At 62.0% G+C, this 21,158-nt stretch carries 18 protein-coding genes and 1 riboswitch; of the genes, 10 read left to right on the top strand and 8 right to left on the bottom strand.

The features are described from left to right. Positions 1 to 29 precede the first annotated feature (29 nt). From AC13QO_RS21555 to yghU, 5 genes are all read left to right on the top strand, one after another. Positions 30 to 965 (top strand): carbohydrate ABC transporter permease, encoded by a 936-nt coding sequence (locus AC13QO_RS21555; RefSeq protein WP_488541793.1) that lies wholly within the window; start codon positions 30 to 32, stop codon positions 963 to 965. Then, positions 962 to 1,789 carry a carbohydrate ABC transporter permease gene (locus AC13QO_RS21550; protein WP_285192428.1) on the top strand — a complete coding sequence of 276 codons (828 nt, stop codon included), beginning with the start codon at positions 962 to 964 and terminating at the stop codon, positions 1,787 to 1,789. Before AC13QO_RS21555 ends, AC13QO_RS21550 begins: the two co-directional genes overlap by 4 nt. 2 nt (positions 1,790 to 1,791) lie before the next feature. Next, positions 1,792 to 2,883, top strand: a complete 1,092-nt coding sequence (locus AC13QO_RS21545) for a Gfo/Idh/MocA family protein (RefSeq protein WP_488541760.1) — start codon at positions 1,792 to 1,794, stop codon at positions 2,881 to 2,883. A gap of 14 nt (positions 2,884 to 2,897) precedes the next feature. After that, the gene (locus tag AC13QO_RS21540) at positions 2,898 to 3,278 is read left to right on the top strand and encodes a cupin domain-containing protein (protein ID WP_221112699.1); all 381 of its coding nucleotides are present in this window, start codon (positions 2,898 to 2,900) and stop codon (positions 3,276 to 3,278) included. Between the two features lie 154 nt (positions 3,279 to 3,432). Then, complete coding sequence (gene yghU, locus AC13QO_RS21535; RefSeq protein ID WP_097599648.1) at positions 3,433 to 4,308, top strand: glutathione-dependent disulfide-bond oxidoreductase; 876 nt, start codon at positions 3,433 to 3,435, stop codon at positions 4,306 to 4,308. Between the two features lie 83 nt (positions 4,309 to 4,391). Here yghU and AC13QO_RS21530 read toward each other — a convergent pair whose 3' ends face one another. Genes AC13QO_RS21530 through AC13QO_RS21510 form a run of 5 tightly spaced genes read right to left on the bottom strand, consistent with a single transcriptional unit; the run spans position 4,392 to position 10,351 of the window. Further along, a complete protein-coding gene (locus AC13QO_RS21530; RefSeq protein ID WP_488541759.1) occupies positions 4,392 to 5,906 on the bottom strand; it encodes an ABC transporter substrate-binding protein in 1,515 nt (504 codons plus the stop codon). A gap of 19 nt (positions 5,907 to 5,925) precedes the next feature. Beyond that, positions 5,926 to 7,626, bottom strand: a complete 1,701-nt coding sequence (locus AC13QO_RS21525; RefSeq protein ID WP_488541758.1) for a dipeptide ABC transporter ATP-binding protein — start codon at positions 7,624 to 7,626, stop codon at positions 5,926 to 5,928. Continuing rightward, positions 7,623 to 8,474 (bottom strand): ABC transporter permease, encoded by an 852-nt coding sequence (locus AC13QO_RS21520; RefSeq protein ID WP_285192422.1) that lies wholly within the window; start codon positions 8,472 to 8,474, stop codon positions 7,623 to 7,625. Before AC13QO_RS21520 ends, AC13QO_RS21525 begins: the two co-directional genes overlap by 4 nt. Next, positions 8,471 to 9,409: an ABC transporter permease gene (locus AC13QO_RS21515; RefSeq protein ID WP_488541757.1), complete on the bottom strand. Its 939-nt coding sequence runs from the start codon at positions 9,407 to 9,409 to the stop codon at positions 8,471 to 8,473. The genes AC13QO_RS21520 and AC13QO_RS21515 overlap by 4 nt, the downstream gene beginning before the upstream one ends. Before the next feature lie 51 nt (positions 9,410 to 9,460). Next, positions 9,461 to 10,351, bottom strand: a complete 891-nt coding sequence (locus AC13QO_RS21510; protein WP_488541756.1) for a proline iminopeptidase-family hydrolase — start codon at positions 10,349 to 10,351, stop codon at positions 9,461 to 9,463. Positions 10,352 to 10,479: 128 nt separating this feature from the next. Between AC13QO_RS21510 and AC13QO_RS21505 the strand changes: the two genes are divergently transcribed. Both AC13QO_RS21505 and AC13QO_RS21500 read left to right on the top strand, forming a co-directional pair. After that, entirely contained in the window at positions 10,480 to 11,274 is a 795-nt protein-coding gene (locus tag AC13QO_RS21505) for a helix-turn-helix transcriptional regulator (RefSeq protein WP_488541755.1), read from the top strand. Between the two features lie 62 nt (positions 11,275 to 11,336). Next, a complete protein-coding gene (locus AC13QO_RS21500; RefSeq protein WP_488541754.1) occupies positions 11,337 to 12,239 on the top strand; it encodes a proline iminopeptidase-family hydrolase in 903 nt (300 codons plus the stop codon). A gap of 16 nt (positions 12,240 to 12,255) precedes the next feature. Here AC13QO_RS21500 and AC13QO_RS21495 read toward each other — a convergent pair whose 3' ends face one another. Beyond that, positions 12,256 to 13,170 carry an acetamidase/formamidase family protein gene (locus tag AC13QO_RS21495; RefSeq protein WP_488541792.1) on the bottom strand — a complete coding sequence of 305 codons (915 nt, stop codon included), beginning with the start codon at positions 13,168 to 13,170 and terminating at the stop codon, positions 12,256 to 12,258. 208 nt (positions 13,171 to 13,378) lie between these two features. Here AC13QO_RS21495 and AC13QO_RS21490 point away from each other — a divergent pair, with 208 nt between their 5' ends. Next, on the top strand, positions 13,379 to 13,633 hold the full coding sequence (locus AC13QO_RS21490) for a type II toxin-antitoxin system Phd/YefM family antitoxin (RefSeq protein WP_488541753.1): 255 nt from the start codon (positions 13,379 to 13,381) through the stop codon (positions 13,631 to 13,633). Beyond that, a complete protein-coding gene (locus tag AC13QO_RS21485) occupies positions 13,630 to 14,052 on the top strand; it encodes a PIN domain-containing protein (RefSeq protein WP_488541752.1) in 423 nt (140 codons plus the stop codon). Before AC13QO_RS21490 ends, AC13QO_RS21485 begins: the two co-directional genes overlap by 4 nt. 46 nt (positions 14,053 to 14,098) lie before the next feature. On the opposite strand, the gene AC13QO_RS21480 is transcribed toward AC13QO_RS21485, so the two are convergent. Both AC13QO_RS21480 and AC13QO_RS21475 read right to left on the bottom strand, forming a co-directional pair. Next, a complete protein-coding gene (locus tag AC13QO_RS21480; RefSeq protein WP_488541751.1) occupies positions 14,099 to 17,572 on the bottom strand; it encodes an AAA family ATPase in 3,474 nt (1,157 codons plus the stop codon). Further along, on the bottom strand, positions 17,572 to 18,840 hold the full coding sequence (locus tag AC13QO_RS21475) for a metallophosphoesterase family protein (RefSeq protein WP_488541750.1): 1,269 nt from the start codon (positions 18,838 to 18,840) through the stop codon (positions 17,572 to 17,574). Before AC13QO_RS21475 ends, AC13QO_RS21480 begins: the two co-directional genes overlap by 1 nt. 257 nt (positions 18,841 to 19,097) lie before the next feature. Beyond that, positions 19,098 to 19,229: riboswitch (TPP riboswitch) on the top strand. A 94-nt stretch (positions 19,230 to 19,323) separates the two neighbouring features. Between AC13QO_RS21475 and thiC the strand changes: the two genes are divergently transcribed. Further along, complete coding sequence (gene thiC / locus AC13QO_RS21470; RefSeq protein ID WP_285192413.1) at positions 19,324 to 21,156, top strand: phosphomethylpyrimidine synthase ThiC; 1,833 nt, start codon at positions 19,324 to 19,326, stop codon at positions 21,154 to 21,156. The last annotated feature ends 2 nt before the right edge of the window (positions 21,157 to 21,158 follow it).

Here is a 21,158-nt window from a genome sequence, read left to right as displayed (position 1 = left end):
CCGTGGCTCCTCTCAGCACTGCACCTGCCATGGCGGGGCATACGGGCGGCAATCCCGCCCGTATGTCCATACGCCGGACGGCAGGCTCGGCTTGGCCCGATGGCGATACCGGCACCGCATTCTGGCTGATGGCGCCGGCGCTCGCTCTCTATGCTGTCTTCACGCTGCTGCCGATCGCTGCCACCTTCTGGCTGAGCTTCAACAGCTCCGCCGGCTTCAACACGTCCGCGAGCTTCGTCGGTGTCGACAACTACGCCAAGGCGGCGCAGGATCCGATCGTCTGGAAGAGCCTCGGCCATACCTTCATCTGGCTGGCCTACCACGTGGTGATGGCAGGCGGGCTCGGCCTTCTGCTGGCGCTTGCGGTCAGCAGGCTCAAGGTCACGCAGGTCTTCTTCCGCACCGCTTTCTTCCTGCCGCATCTGGTCTCGCTTGCCGTCGTCGGCGTCATCTGGGCGAATATCTACGATCCGTTTTTCGGCCTGCTGAATACGGCGCTGACGCGGATCGGGCTCGGCGCCTTCACGCAGGGCTGGCTTTCCGATCCCGCGCTCGTGCTGTTCTCCGTCAATGTCGCAAGCTCGTGGCAGGGTTTTGGCCTTTACATGCTGCTCTTCATCGCCGGCCTGCAGAATATCGACCACTCGCTTTACGACGCGGCCGAAGTGGACGGCGCCAACGCGTTCCAGAAGCTGATCTATGTGACGCTGCCGGGGCTTCGCGAGGTGACGACCTTCGTGGTCTCGCTGGCAATGATCAACGGCCTGAAGGGTTTCGCCACGGTCTTCGTCATGACCAATGGCGGGCCATTCTATCAGAGCGAGCTGATCACGACCTATATCTACCGGCTTGCCTTCCAGTCCCAGGATCACGGGCTTGCGGCAGTGCTTTGCATCCTGCTCAGCCTGCTTGCGATTGCCATTACCATCGTCTTCAACCGCTGGCGCGCGAGGCTTTCCCAATGAGTGTGCGCAATCGCGAATGGCCGGTGGCGCTGGCGCTCACCCCGGTCTTGATCCTGATCCTCGCCCCCTTCGTCTGGCTGCTGATATCGAGCTTCAAGACCGAGGCCGAGATCGGCCAGGCCGATCCCTTTGCCTGGCCCGCCGACCTGATGTGGCGGAATTATCTCGACGCCTGGCAGATTGGCGGCTTCGGCGAGCTCGTCGGCAACAGCCTTATCAACGTCGTCGGCGTCGTCCTTCTGTCGCTCGTCACCTGCGCGCCGGCCGGCTATGCGCTTGCCAAGATCCGATTCCCCGGCCGGGAATGGCTGTTCTACGCCTTCATCCTCGGGCTGACCGTGCCGGTCCAGGCGATCGTCATCCCGCTGTACCAGGTGCTCTTCGGGCTGAACCTCGTCAACACGCTTGCTGGTATCGTACTGGTGCAGGTCAGCAACGGCATTCCCTTCGGCATTTTCCTGATGCGCAGCTTCTTCATCGGCGTGCCGGACGATCTGATCGAAGCCGCCAAGATCGATGGCGCCTCGCATTTTCAGATCCTCACCAAGGTCTTTCTGCCGATCTCGACGCCGGCGGTCCAAGCGCTCGTCATCATCAGCGCTCTCTCCACCTGGAACGATTTCTTCCTCCCGCTGATCGTGCTGATCAGCCGCGAAGTGCAGACGCTGCCGCTCGGGCTGGTGCGTTTCGCCAGCACCTATGCTTCCGACTACCGCCTGGTCTTTTCGGGAACGGTCATTTCGTTCCTGCCGATCATTCTTCTCTACATCCTGATGCAGCGCCGTTTCACCGAGGGGCTGACGCAGGGAGCAATCAAGGGCTGACTATGTCGCACCACGTCCAGCGGGAAATCCGCTACAATTTCGAATTCGATCACCGCATCAAAGCCTGCTTCATCGGCGCCGGCGGCCATGCCTACCGCAATGTCTATCCGGCGTTGCGCTATGCGCCCGTGGACCTCGCCGGCATCTGCGATCTCGATATCGGCCGCGCCGAGAAATTCGCTAAACTCTTCGGCGCCGGCAAAGCCTATACCGACCATCGCGAGATGCTCATGCGGGAAAAGCCGGACCTGGTCTTCCTCGTCACCGCCTATCATCCCGACGGCCGGGTGCAGGCGACCGACCTTGCGCTCGACGCACTTGCGTCGGGCGCCCACGTCTGGATGGAAAAGCCGACAGCGGCGAGTCTCGAGGATATCGAAAGGCTGCAGGCGGCAAGTGCGGCGGCCGGGCGCATGGTGATGACCGGTCTCAAGAAGACCTTTTTCCCCACGATCGAGAAGCTCAAGGACCTGATCGGCTCGCCCGGATTCGGCAGGCTGACCTCGATCAACGTCCGTTATCCCCAGAGCCTGCCGAGACCGGAAGACCGCGCCGATCTCGTCAAGATGCAGAGTTTCCTCGACCATATCTACCATCCGGGCGCGATCCTCAATTTCCTCGGCGGCGAGATCGAGCGCGCGGGCTATGAATGGGAGCCGTTGACGGGCGCGAGCGTCACCAGCCTGCGCTTCCGCTCCGGCGCGATCGGCACGCTGCATTTTGCCGCCGGCCAATCGGGCGGCAGCATTTTTGAACGGGTCGAGATCGTCGGGGAAGGCGCCAACGCCATTGTCGAGAACGGCAGCCGATTGACTTATTTCCGCAAGGCGGACCTGCCGTCCTATGGCCGCGCCGCAAGCTTCATCCAGCCGGACGAGAATGCGGCGCTGTTCTATGAGCCCGAACATTCGCTCGGACAGCTCTATAACAACAACCTCTTCTATCTCGGCTATGTGCCCGAAATCCTGCACCTGACCGACGCGATCCTTGCCGGCGCGCAGATATCAAGGGGCACGCTCGAAATCGCTCGCGAGATCATGAAGCTCTTCGAATTCTACAGACGCACGGATGCCGGCGTCACTTCCTATCTTTGACCGGAGGCGCAGTATTGAACGAGACCGACATCATTTTCAGGAAAGCCGGCGGCGAATTCATGCCGACCTCCTGGGGCGAACTCAACTGGAAGATCACCGGCGACGGCACACCCGGCGCCGAGATGACCTTCGGCACCTGCCGCATCAATCCCGGCGAGCGCAACCAGCTGCACTCGCATCCCGATTGCGAGGAGATTCTCTACGTCGTCTCCGGCAGCTGCGAACACAAGCTTGGCGACGCCCTTTATCGGCTCGAAGCCGGCGATGCGATCCGCATTCCCCGCAATGTCAGGCACTGGGCGCGCGCGCTCGGCAGCGAACCGCTCTTCGCCCTGATCATGTTCTCCTCCGGCACCAGGACGGCAGTCAACCATGAAGGCGAGGGGGCGGCCTGAACCGGTCGTTTTCCGCAACTTTGCCAAGCTCTGACGTTTGCGTGAAACCATTCCGATAGCTGTGACAAACCCTCATCACCTCTGCTATGTCAGGAAAAATGCGGCGACCCAACAGGCGTCGCGCTCTGTCCGATCAATGCCAGGAGTTTGAAAGATGAGCGGTACCTCCGACTATATCCCCCCGAAAGTCTGGACCTGGAACAAGGCGAATGGCGGCCAATTCGCCAATATCAATCGCCCGATAGCGGGACCGACACATGAGAAGGAGCTTCCGATCGGCCGCCACCCGCTGCAGCTCTATTCGCTCGGCACGCCGAACGGCCAGAAGGTCACGATCATGCTCGAGGAGCTGTTGGCGCTCGGCCATAGCGGCGCGGAGTATGACGCCTGGCTGATCAAGATCGGCGAGGGAGACCAGTTCGGCAGCGGCTTTGTCGCCGTCAATCCCAACTCCAAGATTCCGGCTTTGATGGACCGCAGTGGTCCGAAGCCGATCCGCGTCTTCGAATCCGGCGCCATCCTCACCTATCTCGCCGAGAAATTCGGCGCTTTCCTGCCGACCGAGCCGGGTGAGCGCGCCGAATGCCTGTCATGGCTATTCTGGCAGATGGGAAGCGCGCCCTATCTCGGCGGCGGCTTCGGCCATTTCTACGCCTATGCGCCTGTCAAGATCGAGTATGCGATCGATCGTTTCGCCATGGAAGTGAAGCGTCAGCTCGACGTGCTCGATCGCCGCCTTGCCGAAAGCGAATATGTGGCAGGCAGCCAATATACGATCGCCGATATTGCCATCTGGCCATGGTACGGCGGCCTGGTGAAGGGCTGGAGCTACGGGGCGGCCGAATTCCTGCAGGTCGAGGACTATAAGAACGTGTTGCGCTGGGCCGACACTATCTACAGCCGGCCCGCCGTGCAGCGCGGCCGCATGGTCAACCGCCTCTCCGGCGACCCGTCGAGCCAGTTGCACGAGCGCCACGACGCCAGCGACTTCGAAACCAGAACGCAGGACAAGCTCGCGGCTGCCGAGTAAGCAAGCCGATCATTCACTTGTCACGGCAATGAGCGAGGCTCCGCCGCCGTTAAGGCGGCGGAGCCTTTGCATGCTGCACGAACTCAGTTCTTGACCGTGTCTTCCAGAAAGAAGCGGCCGAGCGGGTTCTGGTGGAAGTTCTCGATATTCTTGCGCGAGACGTTGATGTAAGGGCTATAATAGAGGTCAATCCAGTTGACGTCGTCCTTGGCCATTTTCTGCAGATCGACATACATCGCTTCGCGCTTCTTCGGATCGAGCTCGAGACGCGCCTTGGCGACCAGTTCCTTCACTGCCTCGTTCTTAAAATTGGTCAAATAGTTGTTGTTGGAATCGTGGCCGAGGACGAAGGTGGTCTTCTGGTCCGGGTCGAGAATATCGTTGGTCCAGTAGTTGACCGAGATGTCATAGTCGCCGGCAACGAGCATATCCCATTCCTGGCTCGGGTCGACCTTCTGCAGATTGGCGGTGATGCCGGCCTTCTGCAGCTGCTGCTGGACCAAGACGGCCGTCTGCTCGTCGACTTCGTCGCCGGCCCGCACCACGTAATTCAGCGTCAGGTCGGAGGCTCCGGCAGCTGCCAGCAGCTCCTTCGCCTTTGCGGGATCATAGGGCCGCTGCAGGTTGTCGGCGTAGTAATAAAGCGCACCCTTCGGAATGTAGGAATTGGCGACGGTGCCCTGGCCGAAAGTGACGGTGTCGACGATTGCCTTCTTGTCAATGGCAAGGTCCAAGGCCTGGCGAACTTCCTTCTTGCCGAGCGCGCCATGCGCGTGATTGATCAGCAGATGGTCCTCGCGTGTCGATGCGTCGATGTCGACATTCAGATTGGCATCCTTCTTCAGCTCTTCCACGCGGGAGAAGGGCACGAAAATCGCAGCATCGAGCTCGCCGGCCTGAACGTTCAGCATGCGGGTGTTGTCATCGGGCACCGAAATCCACTCGACGCCGTCGAGCTTGACGCGGTCGGCTTCCCAGAAATTCGGGTTTTTCTTGAGGATGACGCGGTCGCCGCGCCGCCATTCGTCGACCACGAAGGCACCGGATGCGATCGGCTTCTCGCCATACGCATCGGGCCCTAGCGATTCCATGCCCTTCTTGGAAATAACCGAGGCGTTGGGCAGTGCCAGCGTCGAGAGGAACGGCGCGGACGGATTCTTGAGCTTGATCGTCAGCGTATGCGCGTCGGTCGCAACCGCCGTGTCGATCACCTTGTAGGAATCGCTCCAGAGCGAGGTAGGGTCGTCGCGGATGCGCAGCAGGCTGTAGGCCGCGTCTTCCGCCGTCAGCGGCGAACCGTCGGAGAATTTCGTGTCGCGGATCTTGAGCGTATAGGTCAGCCCGTCATCCGAGGCGGTCCAGCTTTCGGCCAGCCCCGGCTCCAGCTTCGTGCCTGTCTTGTCGACGCGGATCAGCACATCGTAGACATTCGAGAACACCCAATTGTCGATGTTCTGCGCGGTCTTGATCGGATCGAATGTCGTCGAATCCTCGCGGCGGCCGATGGTGAGCACACCGGCGGCCTCGGCATAGCTTGCACTCAGCGTCAGGCCAGTGAGCATGGCGGCGAGCCCGATTGATTTCCACCTGTTTGTCATCAGTTCGTTCCCTTCTTTGTTATGGCATGCGTTTGATGGATATGGATTGCGGCTCTTCCCTGCGGCCGGTGCCTTGCAGCAGCGGCTTGTCGGGATCGATGTCGGGAATGGCAGCCATCAGCGCCGCGGTGTAGGCATGCTTCGGCCGCGCGAAGACCTCGTCGGAGCGGCCCTCCTCGACGATCTCGCCGCGATACATCACCACGACGCGTTGGCAGAGATTGCGCACGATCGCCAGATCATGGGCGATGAAGACCAATGTGAGGTTCATTTTCGCCGTGAGCTCGCGGAAGAGCTCGATGATCTGCGCCTGGATGGTGACGTCGAGGGCTGCCACGCATTCGTCGGCGATAATCAGCTTCGGCTCGACGGCAAGGGCGCGGGCGATGCCGGCCCGCTGACACTGGCCGCCGCTCATGCTGCGCGGTTTGCGGCGGGCGAATTCGCGTTCGAGACCGACGAGATCGAGCAGCGCGTCGATCCGCGCAGGAATATCGGCCTTCGCCAGCTTGCCCTGCACCTTCAGCACCTCGGCCAGCATCTGCCCGATCGTCAGCCGTGGATTGAGCGCATTATAGGGGTCCTGGAACACCATCGCCGTTTCGCGCCTGAGCTTTGCCAAGCCCGCGCTTTTCTGCAGCGTAAGATCGACGCCGTCGAAGGTCACGTGACCCGAGGAAAGCGGTGTGAGGCCGAGTATTGCGCGGGCAAGCGTGCTCTTGCCGCTGCCGGATTCGCCGACGATGCCGACCGTCTCGCCCGGCATGATCTGCAGACTGACGCCGGCAACGGCACTGATCGTCTTGGCACTGCCCTTGAACAGGCTGCCGCCGGCTCTGAAGCGCACGTGCAGATCGTCGATTTCCAGCAAGGGTCTCGCCGGCCGCCTGACCTCGGCAAGCTCGAGCGTCGGTGCGGCTATCCCGACCGGCAGGGAAGGATGGCTGTTGATCAGGTTGATCGTATAGGGATGCTGCGGCCGCGCCAGGATTGCCCGCTTCGGCCCCTCTTCGATGAGCTTGCCGCCGCGCAGCACGGCGATGCGGTCGCAGGTCTGGGCGACGATGCCGAGATCGTGTGTGATCAGAATGATCGACAGGCCGCGCTGGTCGCGAATGTCGATCAGCAGCCGCAGGATCTGCGCCTGGATAGTGACGTCGAGCGCGGTCGTCGGTTCGTCGGCGATCAGGATCTTCGGGTTGCAGGACAGGGCGACACCGATCATCGCCCGCTGGCGCATGCCGCCGGAAAATTCATGCGGATAGCTGTCATACTGGCGGCCGGGGTCGGGAAAGCCGACCTGCGCGAGAATTTCCACCGCCGCGGCGCGAGCCTCGCGGGCGCCGAGGCCCTGATGGTAGCGGATGCCCTCGGCGATCTGGTCACCGATCCGCATGACCGGATCGAGATGGCTGGTCGGGTTCTGGAAGATCATGCCGATCTCGCCGCCGCGCACCTTCAGCATCTCGCGATCGTCGACCGGCGTCAGGTCGCGCCCTTCGAGCAGCACGCTCCCGCTTTCGATCTTCAGCAGCGAGGAGGGCAGCAGGCGCACCAGCGAGCGGCAGAGCAAGCTCTTGCCCGAGCCGCTCTCGCCGACGAGGCCGAGAATTTCACCGCGGCCGAGGTCGAGCGAGACCGCATCGATGAGCGTTCGCGGGCCGGAATCGAGATGCGCCCTGACGGTGAGATCGCGGACTGACAGTACGGAGCCGCTCATTCATGTACTCCCAGCAATTCGCCGAGCGCGTCGCCAAGCATACTGAAGCCAAAGGCGAGGCAGACGATGGAGAGGCCGGGAAACAGGGTGATCCACCAGGCTGTGGTGATGAAGCTCTGCCCTTCGGCGACCATGACACCCCATTCGGCGATCGGCGGCTGGACGCCGAGGCCGAGATAGCTGACGGCCGCACCGCTCAGCAGCACCAATGTCGCATCGGACATGGAAAAGACGATCGAGCCGGCGATCGCGTTCGGCAGCAAATGGCGGAACATGATACGCGGGCGGCTGAAGCCGAGGCTGACGGCAGCAACGGCATAGTCGCTGCTTTTCAGCACCAGCATCTGCGCCCGGATGAGCCGCGCATAGGAAACCCAGCCGACCAGCGCCATGGCGATATAGAAGCTGCCGAGGCCCGGGCCGAGGATCGCGATGATCGACAGCATCAGCACGAGAAAGGGAAAGGCAAGAATGATATCGACCAGACGCATGAACAGCGCGTCGACGACGCCGCCGAAAAAACCGGCGATCGTGCCGACCGTCGTGCCGATCAGAAAGGGGAAGAGGACGCCGATCAGCGCCATCTGCAGATCGATGCGCGCACCCCAGATGACGCGGGAAAGGATGTCACGGCCGAAATTGTCGGTGCCGAAGGGGTGAAGCAGCGAAGGCGCCTGCAGGCGCACCTCGGCATTCTGCATGATCGGGTCATAGGGCGCGATAAGAGGCGCGCCAAGCGCCAGCAGGATGAAGAACAGCAGCACGCCGGCGCTAACGGCAAACATCGGCCGCCGGCCGAGAAGGCGGCGCCAGCCAGGGGACGCGGGTGCTGTCGCCTCGATGCTCATAGCTTCACCCTCGGATCGACGGCAACGGTGACGATGTCGGCGATGAAGTTGATCAGCACGGTGGCGCAGGCAAAGACCATGGCGACGCCCTGCACCACCATATAGTCACGCGAAAAGATCGCCCTGACGAGGAGCTGCCCCATGCCGGGCAGCGCAAAGACGCTCTCGACCACAACCGTGCCGCCGATCAGCCAGCCAATGTTGACGGCGAGCAGGTTGATCGTCGGCACCAGCGAATTCGGCAGCACGTGCCGCCAGAAGACGATGCCTTCGGGCATGCCGCGGGCGCGCGCCGCCGTCGCGACATCCGATTTCAGTGCGTCGATCATTGCCGCCCGCAGGCTGCGCGTCAGGACGGTCGACAGCGCCAGCGCCACCGTCAGGCTCGGCAGCACCAGATGCGAAAGCTTGTCACCGATGGTTGCGCCATAGCCTGAAACCGGCAGCAGGCCGAACTCCACGCTGAATAGGATGATCAGCATCAGTCCCAGCCAGAAAGGCGGAAAACCGATACCGAAGGTCGAGACGATGCGCACCGCATGGTCGGCCGCACCGCCCGCATTGCGCGCGGCGATCGCCGCCATCGGTACCGCGATCAGCACCGAAAGGACGACGCTTGCGGCAACGAGCGCCAGCGTCGGCTCGATGCGTGTCCCGATCAGTTTCAGCACGTCGATCTTGTAGAGGATCGATTTGCCCATCTCGTCATTGGCAAGGTTCTTGAGAAAATAGACATATTGCAGCCACATCGGCTGGTCGAGGCCGTATTGGGCACGGATATTGGCAAGTGCCTCCGGCGTCGCCCGCGTGCCGAGGATATTGCGTGCGGGATCGCCAGGGATCAGCCGAACCAGAATGAAGGTGATGACGCTGATGCCGAAAATGACCGGCAGGAACTGCAGCGGTCGGGTCAGAACGAATTTATAGCGATGCATGACGGCGCTCGCCCCTCTGTCTTCGTCCGGTTTGAGCCGCTTTCATTTGCATCAGGCTGCCTTGTGCCGGTCGAGGAAATCGAGAAGCGCCGGATAATAGTCCGCTGGGTTCTCGTAGAAGGGCATGTGGCTGGCATTGGCGAACACCCGTAGCTCGGCATTCGGCAGCGCCAGCTTCATCCTGAGCGCGCAGGCCGGCGTCAGCTCATCATGCTCTCCCGTGGTGATCAGCACGGGCAGCGTCAGCCGCGGCAGATCCGGGATGCGGTTCCAGTTCTTGAGGTTGCCGATGTAAAGAAACTCGTTCGGGCCCTGCATCGTCGCATAAGGCGCCATGTTCCAGTCGTCGAGCGATCGGCGTATCGGCGCCGGCCATTCGGCCAGGCGGCAGACATGGCGGTAGTTGAGGATAGTGATGGCGGCGAGATATTCGGGATGATCGTACGTGCCCTGCGCCTCGTGCTTCTGCATCATCGACACTGTTTCGGGTCCGAGCGCTGCGCGCAATCGTTCCAATTCCGAGATTAGATGCGGCATGTCGGCGACGGTATCCTCGAGGATCAGCGTCTTGAGGTTTTCGGGATAGGTCAGCGCATAGTCGATCCCCAGCCACCCGCCCCAGGAATGGCCGAGCATGTGGACCTTTCCGAGCCCGAGCGCCTTGCGCACCGTTTCGGTCTCCTCGACATAGCGGCCGATCGTCCAGAGCGACAGATCGTCCGGCCGGTCGGAGGCGCCGGTGCCGAGCTGGTCGAAGGCGACGACGCGGTAGCCTTTGTCGATCAGGCAGGAATGCGCCTCGCGCAGGTAATCACAGGGCAGACCCGGACCGCCGTTCAGGCAGAACACCGTCTCGTCCCCGGTCCCGAAGCTGTAGGCAACCACGCGATAGCCACCGACATCGATCTCAAATCGCGCGTCTGGCTGTATTTCACGCCACATTGATTGCTCCAGCAGAAAATACCCCTTGCTCAATATTTGGGCGTGGTTAATTTTTAGCGTAAATCGCGTTCGGTGCCAGCTATAAGAAGTGATAGGGTAGGGCGCCACGCCGAAACCGGGAGCAGCCCATGCTTGACGACATCGGAACGATCAGACGGCAGTTTACAGCGCATGAAACGCTGGACGGCCGGATCGACCAGGCCTTCGAGGCGATGAAGCAGTTGGGCTTCGAGGCTCTGATCTACGACTATACGCCGGTGCCCTACGACGTCGACGGTGCGATCATGATCCCGTCGCTGCTGAAGCTCCGCAACATCGCCGACGACATGCACGACTACTGGTTCGATCGCGGTTATTTCCGCATCGACCCGGTCCAGCAGGTGGCGCTGCGCAGCAGCGCGCCGTTCTTCTGGAATTACGACACGAATGCCGACACGCTGATCAACCGCTTCATGAGCGACGACACAGCACCGGTGACGCGCTATCTCCGCGAACGCGACATGTCGACCGGTGTCACCGTGCCGGTGCATATGCCGGGAGGCGATTATGCGACGGTCACCGGCATTCGTTTCCGCGGCGACCGCGATTTCGAACGGCATACGTTGCGTGCTATCGCTGACTTCAACCTGCTTGCCCACGTCTTCCATGAGACCGCCTATTCGCTTTTCGACACCAAGGCTCGAAGCGTCGGCAGCATCCGCCTGACCGAGCGGGAGCGCGAATGCCTGCGCCATTCGGCGGAAGGCTATTCCGCCAAGGAAATCTCGCGCATCATCGGCCGTTCCGTCCCGACCGTGGTCATGCATCTCAACGCCGCGGCCAAAAAACTCGGCGCCCGCAATCGTACGCAGGCCGTCGTACGCGCCACCCATTACCGCCTGCTCGACGAGCATGGCCGATCATTGCCATCCTATAACTTGTGATAGCTGCCTTCGCCGCTGCCGCCGCGTTATGGTTTCCAAACTTCCGAGGAATGGAGATGTCGGTGGCCGAAGTCGCAACAAGTGAAGCCTATCTGCCCTTTCGCGATTATCGCACCTGGTACCGCGTCACCGGTTCGCTGGAAGGCGACAAGCTGCCTCTCGTCGTTGCGCACGGAGGGCCCGGCTGCACGCATGACTACGTCGATTCCTTCAAGGAAATCAGCGCCCTCGACGGCCGCCCGGTCATCCATTACGACCAGCTCGGCAACGGCAATTCCACCCGCCTTCCGGACCAAGGGCCGGATTTCTGGACGGTCGGCCTCTTCCTCGAAGAGCTCGACGCGCTGCTTGCCCATCTCGGCATCCAGCATCGTTACGCTTTCCTGGGCCAGTCCTGGGGCGGCATGCTCGGCGCCGAACATGCGGTGCGCCGGCCGCAGGGCCTGAAGGCGCTTGTCATCGCCAACTCGCCGGCCAACATGCACACTTGGGTTGCCGAAGCCAATCGGCTGCGGCAGGAATTGCCGAACGAAGTGCAGGACACGCTGCTGAAGCACGAACGGGCGGGAAGCCTTGCCGATCCGGACTATATCGCCGCCTCCCGCGTCTTCTATGATCGCCATGTCTGCCGCGTGGCGCCATGGCCGCCCGAAGTGGCGCGGACCTTCGCCATCATGGACGAAGACAACACCGTCTATCGCAACATGAACGGCCCGACCGAATTCCACGTCATCGGAACGATGAAGGATTGGACGATCGAAGACAGGCTCGACCGCATCGAGGCACCGACGCTGCTGATCTCGGGCAAATATGACGAGGCGACGCCCCTTGTCGTGAGGCCTTATCTCGAACGCGTCCCCGGCTGCGAATGGGTGCTCTTCGAGAATTCCAGCCACATGCCGCATGTCGAGGAAAAGCAGCTTTGCCTGGCGACCGTTTCCCGTTTCCTCTCGCAGCACGACTGACGCATATGCCGGTCCGTCACGGTTGGCGAACCAGCCATTTCTTGGCGACCCGGCAGGCCATCGTATAGGCCGGATCGAAGACGTTGCCGACGTCGTAACGCACCACCTGACCCAGCAGATGGCTGGCCGCCGTCCTATTGAGCCCGTAATCCGAGGCCAGCCAGTTCAACATTTCGCTCGTCGCGTGCTGAAGCGCCTGATCGAGGGGCCGGGCATTGCCGATGGTGAAGATGTCTTCAGCGGTTTCTCCGCGTGGCCAGACCAGCCCGGCCTTCTTTTCCACCGTCAGCCGCACGGTGACTTCGAAAGTGGTCTCGACGCCGGTGCCGACGATCTCGCCATCTCCCTGCACGGCATGGCAGTCGCCCAAAAAGAAAAGGGCGCCCGGCGCCGATACGGGCAATCGAACGGTCGTGCCCGGACCGAACAGGCGATAATCCATGTTGCCGCCATATTCACCGCTGGTCGCCGTCGAGATTGCCTGGCCGAGGCTGGGCGCAACGCCGAAACAGCCGATCATCGGCGCAAGAGGCAGAACGAAATTATCGAGGCCGGAGACCGGCTCGGACAATCGGACCGTCAATGCTTCGCGGTCGATCGCCCAGATCGCCATATCGCGCGGCGGCAGGTCGCGAACCGTCTCGGGATCGATGACATTGGCCGCGACGATGCTGCGGGTAAAACCAGTGTTCCTTGTCGGGATCATGCTGATGATCTCGACCTTCAGCGCATCTCCGGGCTCCGCGCCTTCCACGAAGATCGGGCCGTTCATCGGGTTGGGACCGGACGTCCGCCGGATGCCGTCCTTGTCATAGCCGATGGCGTCGACCGTCTCCGTGACCACGGTATCGCCGTCAGCGACACGCAAGGCGGGCGGAAGAGAGCCGATGACATTGTGAAAAGTCGCCGGAATGAAGCGGTGAGTGGTCATGAGAATACGGCTCTCGCTTGTTTCGAATACCATCAGCTCGTGGCTGGGCTGCCCGGCTGAGAAGCGAGACTAGATCAGAGATGATGTGGAAAGCCAATATCCCGACATCGCTCGTGTAACCCCGCATCGATTCGTGATCGTGACCTGACGTCTCCTCCCGCGACACGGTCGGCTGATCTTGCCTTTCATTCTCCGAATGAGGTGGATTATGAGCGTGACACGTCTTTCCAGCCGCGAACTAAATCACGACGTGAGCAGGGCAAAGAAGGCGGCCCAAAATGGTCCGGTCATCATCACGGATCGCGGGAAGCCATCCCACGTGTTGATGCCCTATGACGAATTCGAGCGGCTAACCGGCAAGCCTCGCAGTCTCGTCGATGCTCTCTCCATGCCGGGCCTCTCGAATATCGATTTCGACCTGCCTCGTGTTGAGATCGCCCCCCGAGGAATCAATCTATCTTGAAATATCTGCTGGACACCAATGTTGTTTCCGAACTTCGCAAGGTCGGAGACGGCAAGGCCGATGCCAATGTGGCCGCATGGGCTGGAGCGCAAGATGCAACAGGCCTATGCATCTCCGCCATGACGATCCTGGAATTGGAACGTGGAATACTCGGCGTACAGCACCGCGATGCAGCGCAAGGCGCTCGTCTGCGTGCGTGGCTGGAAAATCTGGTTCGACCAGCATTCGCCGACCGTATCCTATCGATCGACGATGCGGTCGCGACCCGCTGCGCGCATCTGCATGTTCCAGACCGGCGCAATGAAGCCGATGCCTTGGTTGCCGCGACCGCCCTGGTTCACGGCCTGACCGTCGTTACCCGCAATGTCCGGGATTTCGAAGGCATGGGCATTATCGTGCTGGATCCGTGGCAAGATTGATCTCCCTGCCGAAACGCAGAAGTGGCGCCCGTTTCTTTGCGCCGTGTCACGGCAGTTGATGTATGGTCACGTTCGGAACGACGTCTCGCGCGATTTCGCAGAGATGCCAATGGTGGGTAAGGTAGATAACCTGTCCGACCTTTGCCATTTCGCCGAGCAGGCGGAAAACCTCTTCGGAGCGGGGATTGTCGAAGCTCTCCATGATGTCGTCAGCGACGAAGGGTACCGGCCGGCGAAACGCTGCGAATTCCTCGTAACCTGCCAGCCGCAGCGCGAGGTAGAGCTGGAACTGAGTGCCGGTCGACATCGCGTCCGCAAGCTTCGAACCACCGTCGCGCGACACGCCGATCAATATCTCCTTATCCCGATCGGGCTGGGTCGTCAGGCCGGAATAATTGCCGCCGGTGATCAGGCGAAAGGCCTCCGATGCGCGGTTCATCATCGAGCTGCGATGTTTTTCGCGATAGATATGCAGTGCCTGTTCGGCCGCGAGCATGCCGGCGCGCAGCGCCAGATGCCGCACGGCCAGTTCCTCGATTTCAAGGAAAATGGTTCGGCGCTTGGCCTCGATCCGGGCCACGGCGTCGTCTCCGCCGACGGCCTCGAGCTTCTGCCGCGCCAGCGACACGTCGGAATAGAGAAGCTTCGCACGCTCGGTGAGATCCTCGATCCGGGCGCCAAGCTCCATGGCGTCGCGCTCGACCGCAGCGGCGTCGACACCGTCAAGGCGCCGTTCGGCTTCGGAAAAACTCGCAGCGCGCAATGCCTCGGTGATCTGGCGGCGTAAGGTGGCGACCCGCTCTTCCAGCCGGTCCCGCTCTCGGGACTGGTTCAGCAATACTTCCACCGAAGCAAGCGAGTCTGCGGCGAAATAGCCGGTCAATTCGTCCTTGCGGGCATTGTGAACGGCCAGTTCCTCCTCCAGCGCACGCCGTTTTTCCAATTGTCTTTCGAGATCCGCCTGCCGGTCTGCCCGAAGCTGAGCCGCATGCCGTGCCGCCTCATGACGTTCCACAAGCGCGTTTGCGGACGCGAGCGTATCCACGGCCGGCTGGCTGAGACCGCAGTCTCTGAGAAGACCGGCGATATGCTCGCGAAATTGCTGCTGGTCGCGCTCCATCGCGGCAACACGAGTTGCGAGGTCATCTCTTTCCTTCAGGATGGAGGGCAGTGCAGCGAGCGCATTCAGCATTGCTCGGACGGCCGCCATCGAACCGGCTTTGTCGGCAAACCAGGATCGCGACAGCGCCTCCGCCCATTCCCGCTCCCAGGCCGCCATGGCGGCTTCCGCCTCCTGCTGGTCGCGCTGTCGTTCCCTGAGATCGTGGCTGAGGTCACCGACCGCCTTTTCGTGCGCCTGCCGCGCCGCCCGCTCGGCTCTGCTGGCGGCGAGTATATCATTTGCAGCCTGCATCAGCTCGGCGACCGGTCGCTGGTCTGCGTCATCAAGACCGGCTTCTGCAAGGCTCTCCGCAAGCGTTGCGGCATGCCTATCCAGTTCGATGCGAAGCGCGTGCATCGTGTCTTCTGCGTGCTGCAGATCGTCCCAGGCGGCCAGCGCCGCGGCTCGCTTGGTGCTCCAAGTGTCGAGTGCAGCCACGCGCGCCGCGGCTTCGGCGTCATATTCGATGTTTTCAGGCAGCAGATCACCGATGCGCTCGGCAAGCGCATCATGTTCGGCGCGCGCTTCGCCAAGCAGTTCCCTTTGCCGCTCGATCATTGCTGCCGTTGCCGCTTCCGCCTGGCGGAGTTGGCGCAGCTCGGCCAGTTCCTGCGCCCGCGACAGCCGGCCGGCGGATACCGCGTCGTCCTGCCGCATCCGCTCCTCGAAAATCCGAGCCGTGGCGGCATTCAGACTGGTGAGATGCGCCTGCCAGGCGGCATCGCGTTCATCGCGCAGCCGCGCGGCCTCGGTATCGTCGATCGAACCGCCGGCGACGAAGGCCGCGATTCGGGCTTTGGTCAGCGCCTGTTCGGTGCCGAGATCGCGCAGCCTTCCCTCGTGATCGCCAATCCGCTTGTCGATAGCAGTCGCTTGGCCACGCCAGGCTTCGATCTGTCGAGGCTCTGCCGCGGCCGTCCGCTGCAGAGCGACGGCGTTGCCGCTCCAGGGTCCGAGCTGTTCAAACTGGTTCTCCTGCGTTCGCTTCGCCTGGACAAGTGTCCGTTCTTCCATGGTAAGCCGCAAGGGGAGATCAGATCCCGCCAGCCGGCTCAGGGCGATCTCGATGCGGCCGAAACGCGCAGGATCAAGGAGCCCAGATCCATGCCGCGAGCCGCCTTCCCTGTTCAGCCTTTCGAGATTCTCCCGCGCTCGCAACAGTTCCCGATCAGCGGCTGCCAGTTTCGCCTCGACGCCGGAACGCCGTTCGATAAGATCGCGGATGATGCCGATCAGCGAAGCGGGAAGCAGCAGCGCCTCGGGTTTCGCATGGCCCGGCTTTTCGAGATCGGCCAGCAGTCGGACCAACTCACCCTCCTGTTCGGCCAGCGCCAGCCGGCGCTTCGGCAGATCGCTCTCTGCCGCAAGATAGCGCGCCCGACCCTGATCCAGCAGGTCCATATGCGCGGTGACTGCCAGCGCCTTGTCGTCGATCGCGATCGCCTCGATCTCATCCGCAAGCTGGCGCAGCGTGCGGTCGGCGGTCTCGACAAGCGCCTGCAGCCGCGTCTCGTCGCGCGAAAGCTGCGGCAGGAGCGCGAACCATTCGGACGGCGGCCGCGGCAGATCGCTCATGGCGGCTACATCTGCATCCAGCCGCCGGAGCTCGAGGGCCGCGGGTAGGGCGCCGAGAAGGCGCGTCAGCTCCTGATGCCGGGTCTTGGCCTCGGCCAGTTCCCGCGTGGTTTTGCCATAGGCAGCGTCGGCCTGCTCATAAGTCGATTTCAGGGCCGAATAGGTGGAGGCAAGCGTGTCGATGGCATTGCGCTCGGCCTTGAGCGCTTCGAGCGAACGCTTGAGTTCCGCGAGCCTGGTGCTCGACGACCGCTTCTTGTAGATCGCGTTGGCTTCGTCGGCTGCGGTCACCAGCGAACGGCTCAGGCCTGCCAGGCCTGAGCTGGCCGAGAACAGCAATTCGCCGAGTTCGCCCTTGCTTTGTATGATGGCGTTGCCGCCTTCCTTGAGCGACTGATCGTCGAGCGAGAACATGGTGCGATAGGCCTCGCGACCGACGCCGCCAAGCGCGCCGGCCAGGAGCGCCTCGTTCACAGCTTGTCCCCGATCATCGACGAGGCTGCCGGTCCGCAGCTTGAGCCGGGCGAGCTCGTATTCCGAACCACCAAATTCCAGCCGCGCACCGACCTTCATCGTATTGTAGGGATGCAGGAAATTATAGGTGCTGCGCTCACCAATGCCGTAGAGCAGATCAAGATAGGCGGCGAAGGTGGTCGACTTGCCCGCTTCGTTCAGGCCATAAACGATGTGCAAGTCCGGCGAACCTTGAGGGGCCGCGCCGAAATCGATGGAGTGATCGGTGAACTTGCCATAGCGGGTGAGGTCGAGGCGGCGCAGACGCATCAGCTGTCTCCCCGATCCACCGCCTTCATCCGGGCGGCGATATCCTCGGCGCCATCGGCGAGAAGGCTGTCGATGAAGCGTTCAAAACCCGCCTCGTTCTGGCCGGCAAATGCCCGGCTCTCGGGCGGCAGGTCGGCAAGCAGGTCCCGGACCATCTCCCTGACCTCGTCGCGAAATCCGCTGCGGGTGATGACCTCGTCCCGCATCAGCGCCCCGAGTTCGACGACGGGATCGGCGGCGGACGCGTCTGCGGGGATCGAGGGCGCTTCGAAGGCGAGTTCCAGCTTCTCGATCCAGGTGCGGCCGATCGCGTCGGTGCGCCGCTCGGCTTCGGCCTGCATGAGGTCGACATCGCGCCGCAGCTGCCAGGAGAGCGGCGTGAGGCCGGAAAGCCTGAGGCGTGCGACAAGATGCAGCGAAGCCGTGCGGTCGCGCTGCGCCATCAGGGCCGTCTCGACCATCATGGCTGCCTCACGCCAATCATCGACACCCGTGAGGTCGACATTGACGCGCTCGAACTGCGCGATGCTGGTACGCCGCTCCTCGACCGTCACGGTCCGGTCGTCGGCCACGGTCACCAGCGACACGGTCTTGACGCCCGCTTCATTGATGTCGCGGCCCTGCGGCATGCCGGGCATGATGACCGTCGCCGTGCCGGGATAATGGCTGCGCTGGTGGAGATGCCCGAGCGCCCAGTAGTCGAAACCCGAGCCATGCAGGTCGAGCACGTTGCAGGGCGCATAGACATCATGTCCGGCCGATCCGGCCAGGCTCGTATGCATGATGCCGATATTGACGGCATCCGCTACCGGCGGCTTGAATTTCGGCAGCAGCGGGTCCGGGGCTTGCGGCTTGGCGAAGCTCAGACCGTGGATTGCGACCGACAAGCTGCCCTTGGTGGTCTCGACGGTCTCGGCATGGCCGCCGAAGATCTTCACCGTATCAGGCATCACCAGTTCCCGAGCGATCTTCGACATGGCATCGTGATTGCCGCGGATCTTGAAGACGAAAATGCCCGCCCGGTGCAGCCGCTCCAGCTGACTCGCCAGGAAGCGCGCCGTCTTCATCGACGTCTGCTCCCCGTCATAGAGATCGCCGGCGATGACAAGCGCGTCGACCTGCTCCTCAAGGCAAAGATCGACGATCGCGACCAGCGTCTGCCGGCTGGCGTCACTGACAAGCTCGGCCAGCTCTGCGTTGCGAAGTGCGAGAGAGCGCAAGGGAGAGTCGAGATGGAGATCGGCAGTGTGGACGAAACGAAAGGCCATGAATGCAAGGTGTTGCGATAGAGTGATCCAGCAGGCGCGGTCTAACAAATAAACGTTATCGCCGTCAGCAAAACATGAGACCATGCCACGAATATTCAGAGCATGGACGGCAGCGTCCTGGCGAGTGAAATGGGCCGGCGGAGCTGGCCCATCCACAATCAATGCTGCTCTATCGGACTGGCCGCCGACTCAAAAGGTACGGATGGGAACGCGTGAGGGTCGGCTTGACATCAGGGCCGCAGCGGTCTTTGATGCAGGGCATTCACCAGGGGTGTCCCGGCAAGGGGCTGAGATTCTGCTGAACAATACGGCTTTGCCTGTTGTGGCGCAGTGACCCGTTGAACCTGATCCAGTTCATACTGGCGTAGGGACGGTGCAGACGCTGCGGCTGTCGGGCGGATTTCGCTTTGTCGCATGAGGCGTCTTTCCATCATTCCAACACTGGAACTGGGTCTCCAAACGTCAAACCTTGGAGCCTCACCCATGAATATCGTCGCACCCAAGCTTACTCCGGTCGTCACCACCGGCCCGCTTCCGGCCTCGACCAAGATCGCCAAGCCCGGAACGCTATATCCTGATCTGCGCGTGCCGATGCGCGAAATCAGCCTTCACCCGACCTCCGGTGAACCGCCGGTAACGGTCTATGATTCCTCCGGTCCCTATACCGACCCGGCACATACGGTCTCGATCGACGCCGGGCTGCCGCGTCTGCGCGAGAACTGGATCAGAGCGCGCGGCGATGTCGAAGCCTATGTAGGCCGGGTGGTGAAGCCTGAAGATAATGGTTTTGTCACCGGCGAGCGGCTGACGCCGGAATTCCCTATTCGCAACACGCCGCTGAAGGCAAAAGCGGGCCGCGCCGTAACCCAGCTCGCCTATGCGCGTGCCGGCATCATCACGCCGGAAATGGAGTTCATCGCCATCCGCGAAAACCTCGGCCGGCAGGCCGCGAAGGAGGCGCTCGGGCGCGACGGCGAGAGCTTTGGCGCTGATATTCCCGATTTCGTGACGGCCGAATTCGTGCGGCGGGAGGTCGCGGCGGGCCGCGCGATCATTCCGGCCAACATCAACCACCCGGAAACCGAACCGATGATCATCGGCCGGAATTTCCTGGTGAAGATCAACGCCAATATCGGCAACTCGGCCGTCACCTCGTCGATGGCGGAAGAAGTGGAAAAGATGGTCTGGGCGATCCGCTGGGGCGCCGACACGGTGATGGACCTCTCCACCGGCCGCAACATTCACAACATCCGCGAATGGATCATTCGCAATTCGCCGGTTCCGATCGGAACGGTGCCTCTCTACCAGGCGCTTGAAAAGGTGAACGGCATTGCAGAGGATCTCACCTGGGAAGTCTATCGCGATACGCTGATCGAACAGGCCGAGCAGGGCGTCGATTATTTCACCATCCATGCGGGCGTGCGGCTTGCCTATATCCCGCTCACCGTCAATCGTGTCACCGGGATCGTCTCACGCGGCGGCTCGATCATGGCCAAGTGGTGTCTGCATCACCACAAGGAGAGCTTCCTCTACGAGCATTTCGAGGAAATCTGCGACATCTGCCGTGCCTATGACGTCTCCTTCTCGCTTGGAGACGGCCTTCGCCCCGGCTCGATCGCCGATGCCAATGACGCTGCGCAATTTGCCGAGCTCGAAACCCTCGGCGAACTGACCAAGATTGCCTGGGCCAGGGATTGCCAGGTGATGATCGAAGGTCCTGGCCACGTGCCGATGCACAAGATCAAGGAGAATATGGACAAGCAGCTCAGGGTCTGCGGCGAGGCTCCCTTCTATACGCTCGGACCGCTGACCACCGACATTGCGCCGGGCTATGATCACATCACCTCCGGCATCGGAGCCGCGATGATCGGCTGGTTCGGCACGGCCATGCTCTGCTACGTCACGCCGAAGGAGCATCTGGGCCTGCCCGACCGCACCGACGTCAAGACCGGTGTCATCACCTACAAGATTGCCGCGCATGCCGCCGACCTCGCCAAGGGCCATCCGGCTGCCCGCATCCGTGACGATGCGCTGTCGCGGGCGCGGTTCGAATTCCGCTGGGAAGACCAGTTCAACCTCTCCCTCGACCCGGATACGGCGCGTTCCTTCCATGACGAGACCCTGCCGAAGGAGGCCCACAAGGTGGCGCATTTCTGTTCGATGTGCGGCCCGAAATTCTGTTCCATGCGCATTTCCCACGATATTCGCGCCGAGGCGCAGAAAGAAGGACTGGAAGCCATGGCCGCCAGGTATCGCGATGGCGGCGACCTCTACATGCCGGTCGCCGACGCTGCGAAAACGCTTGCCGGAGAATGACG

Source organism: Rhizobium sp. CNPSo 3670, from assembly GCF_057784555.1.
Note: the sequence above shows the minus strand (reverse complement) of the source record. Positions and strands in the feature narration are given on the sequence as shown.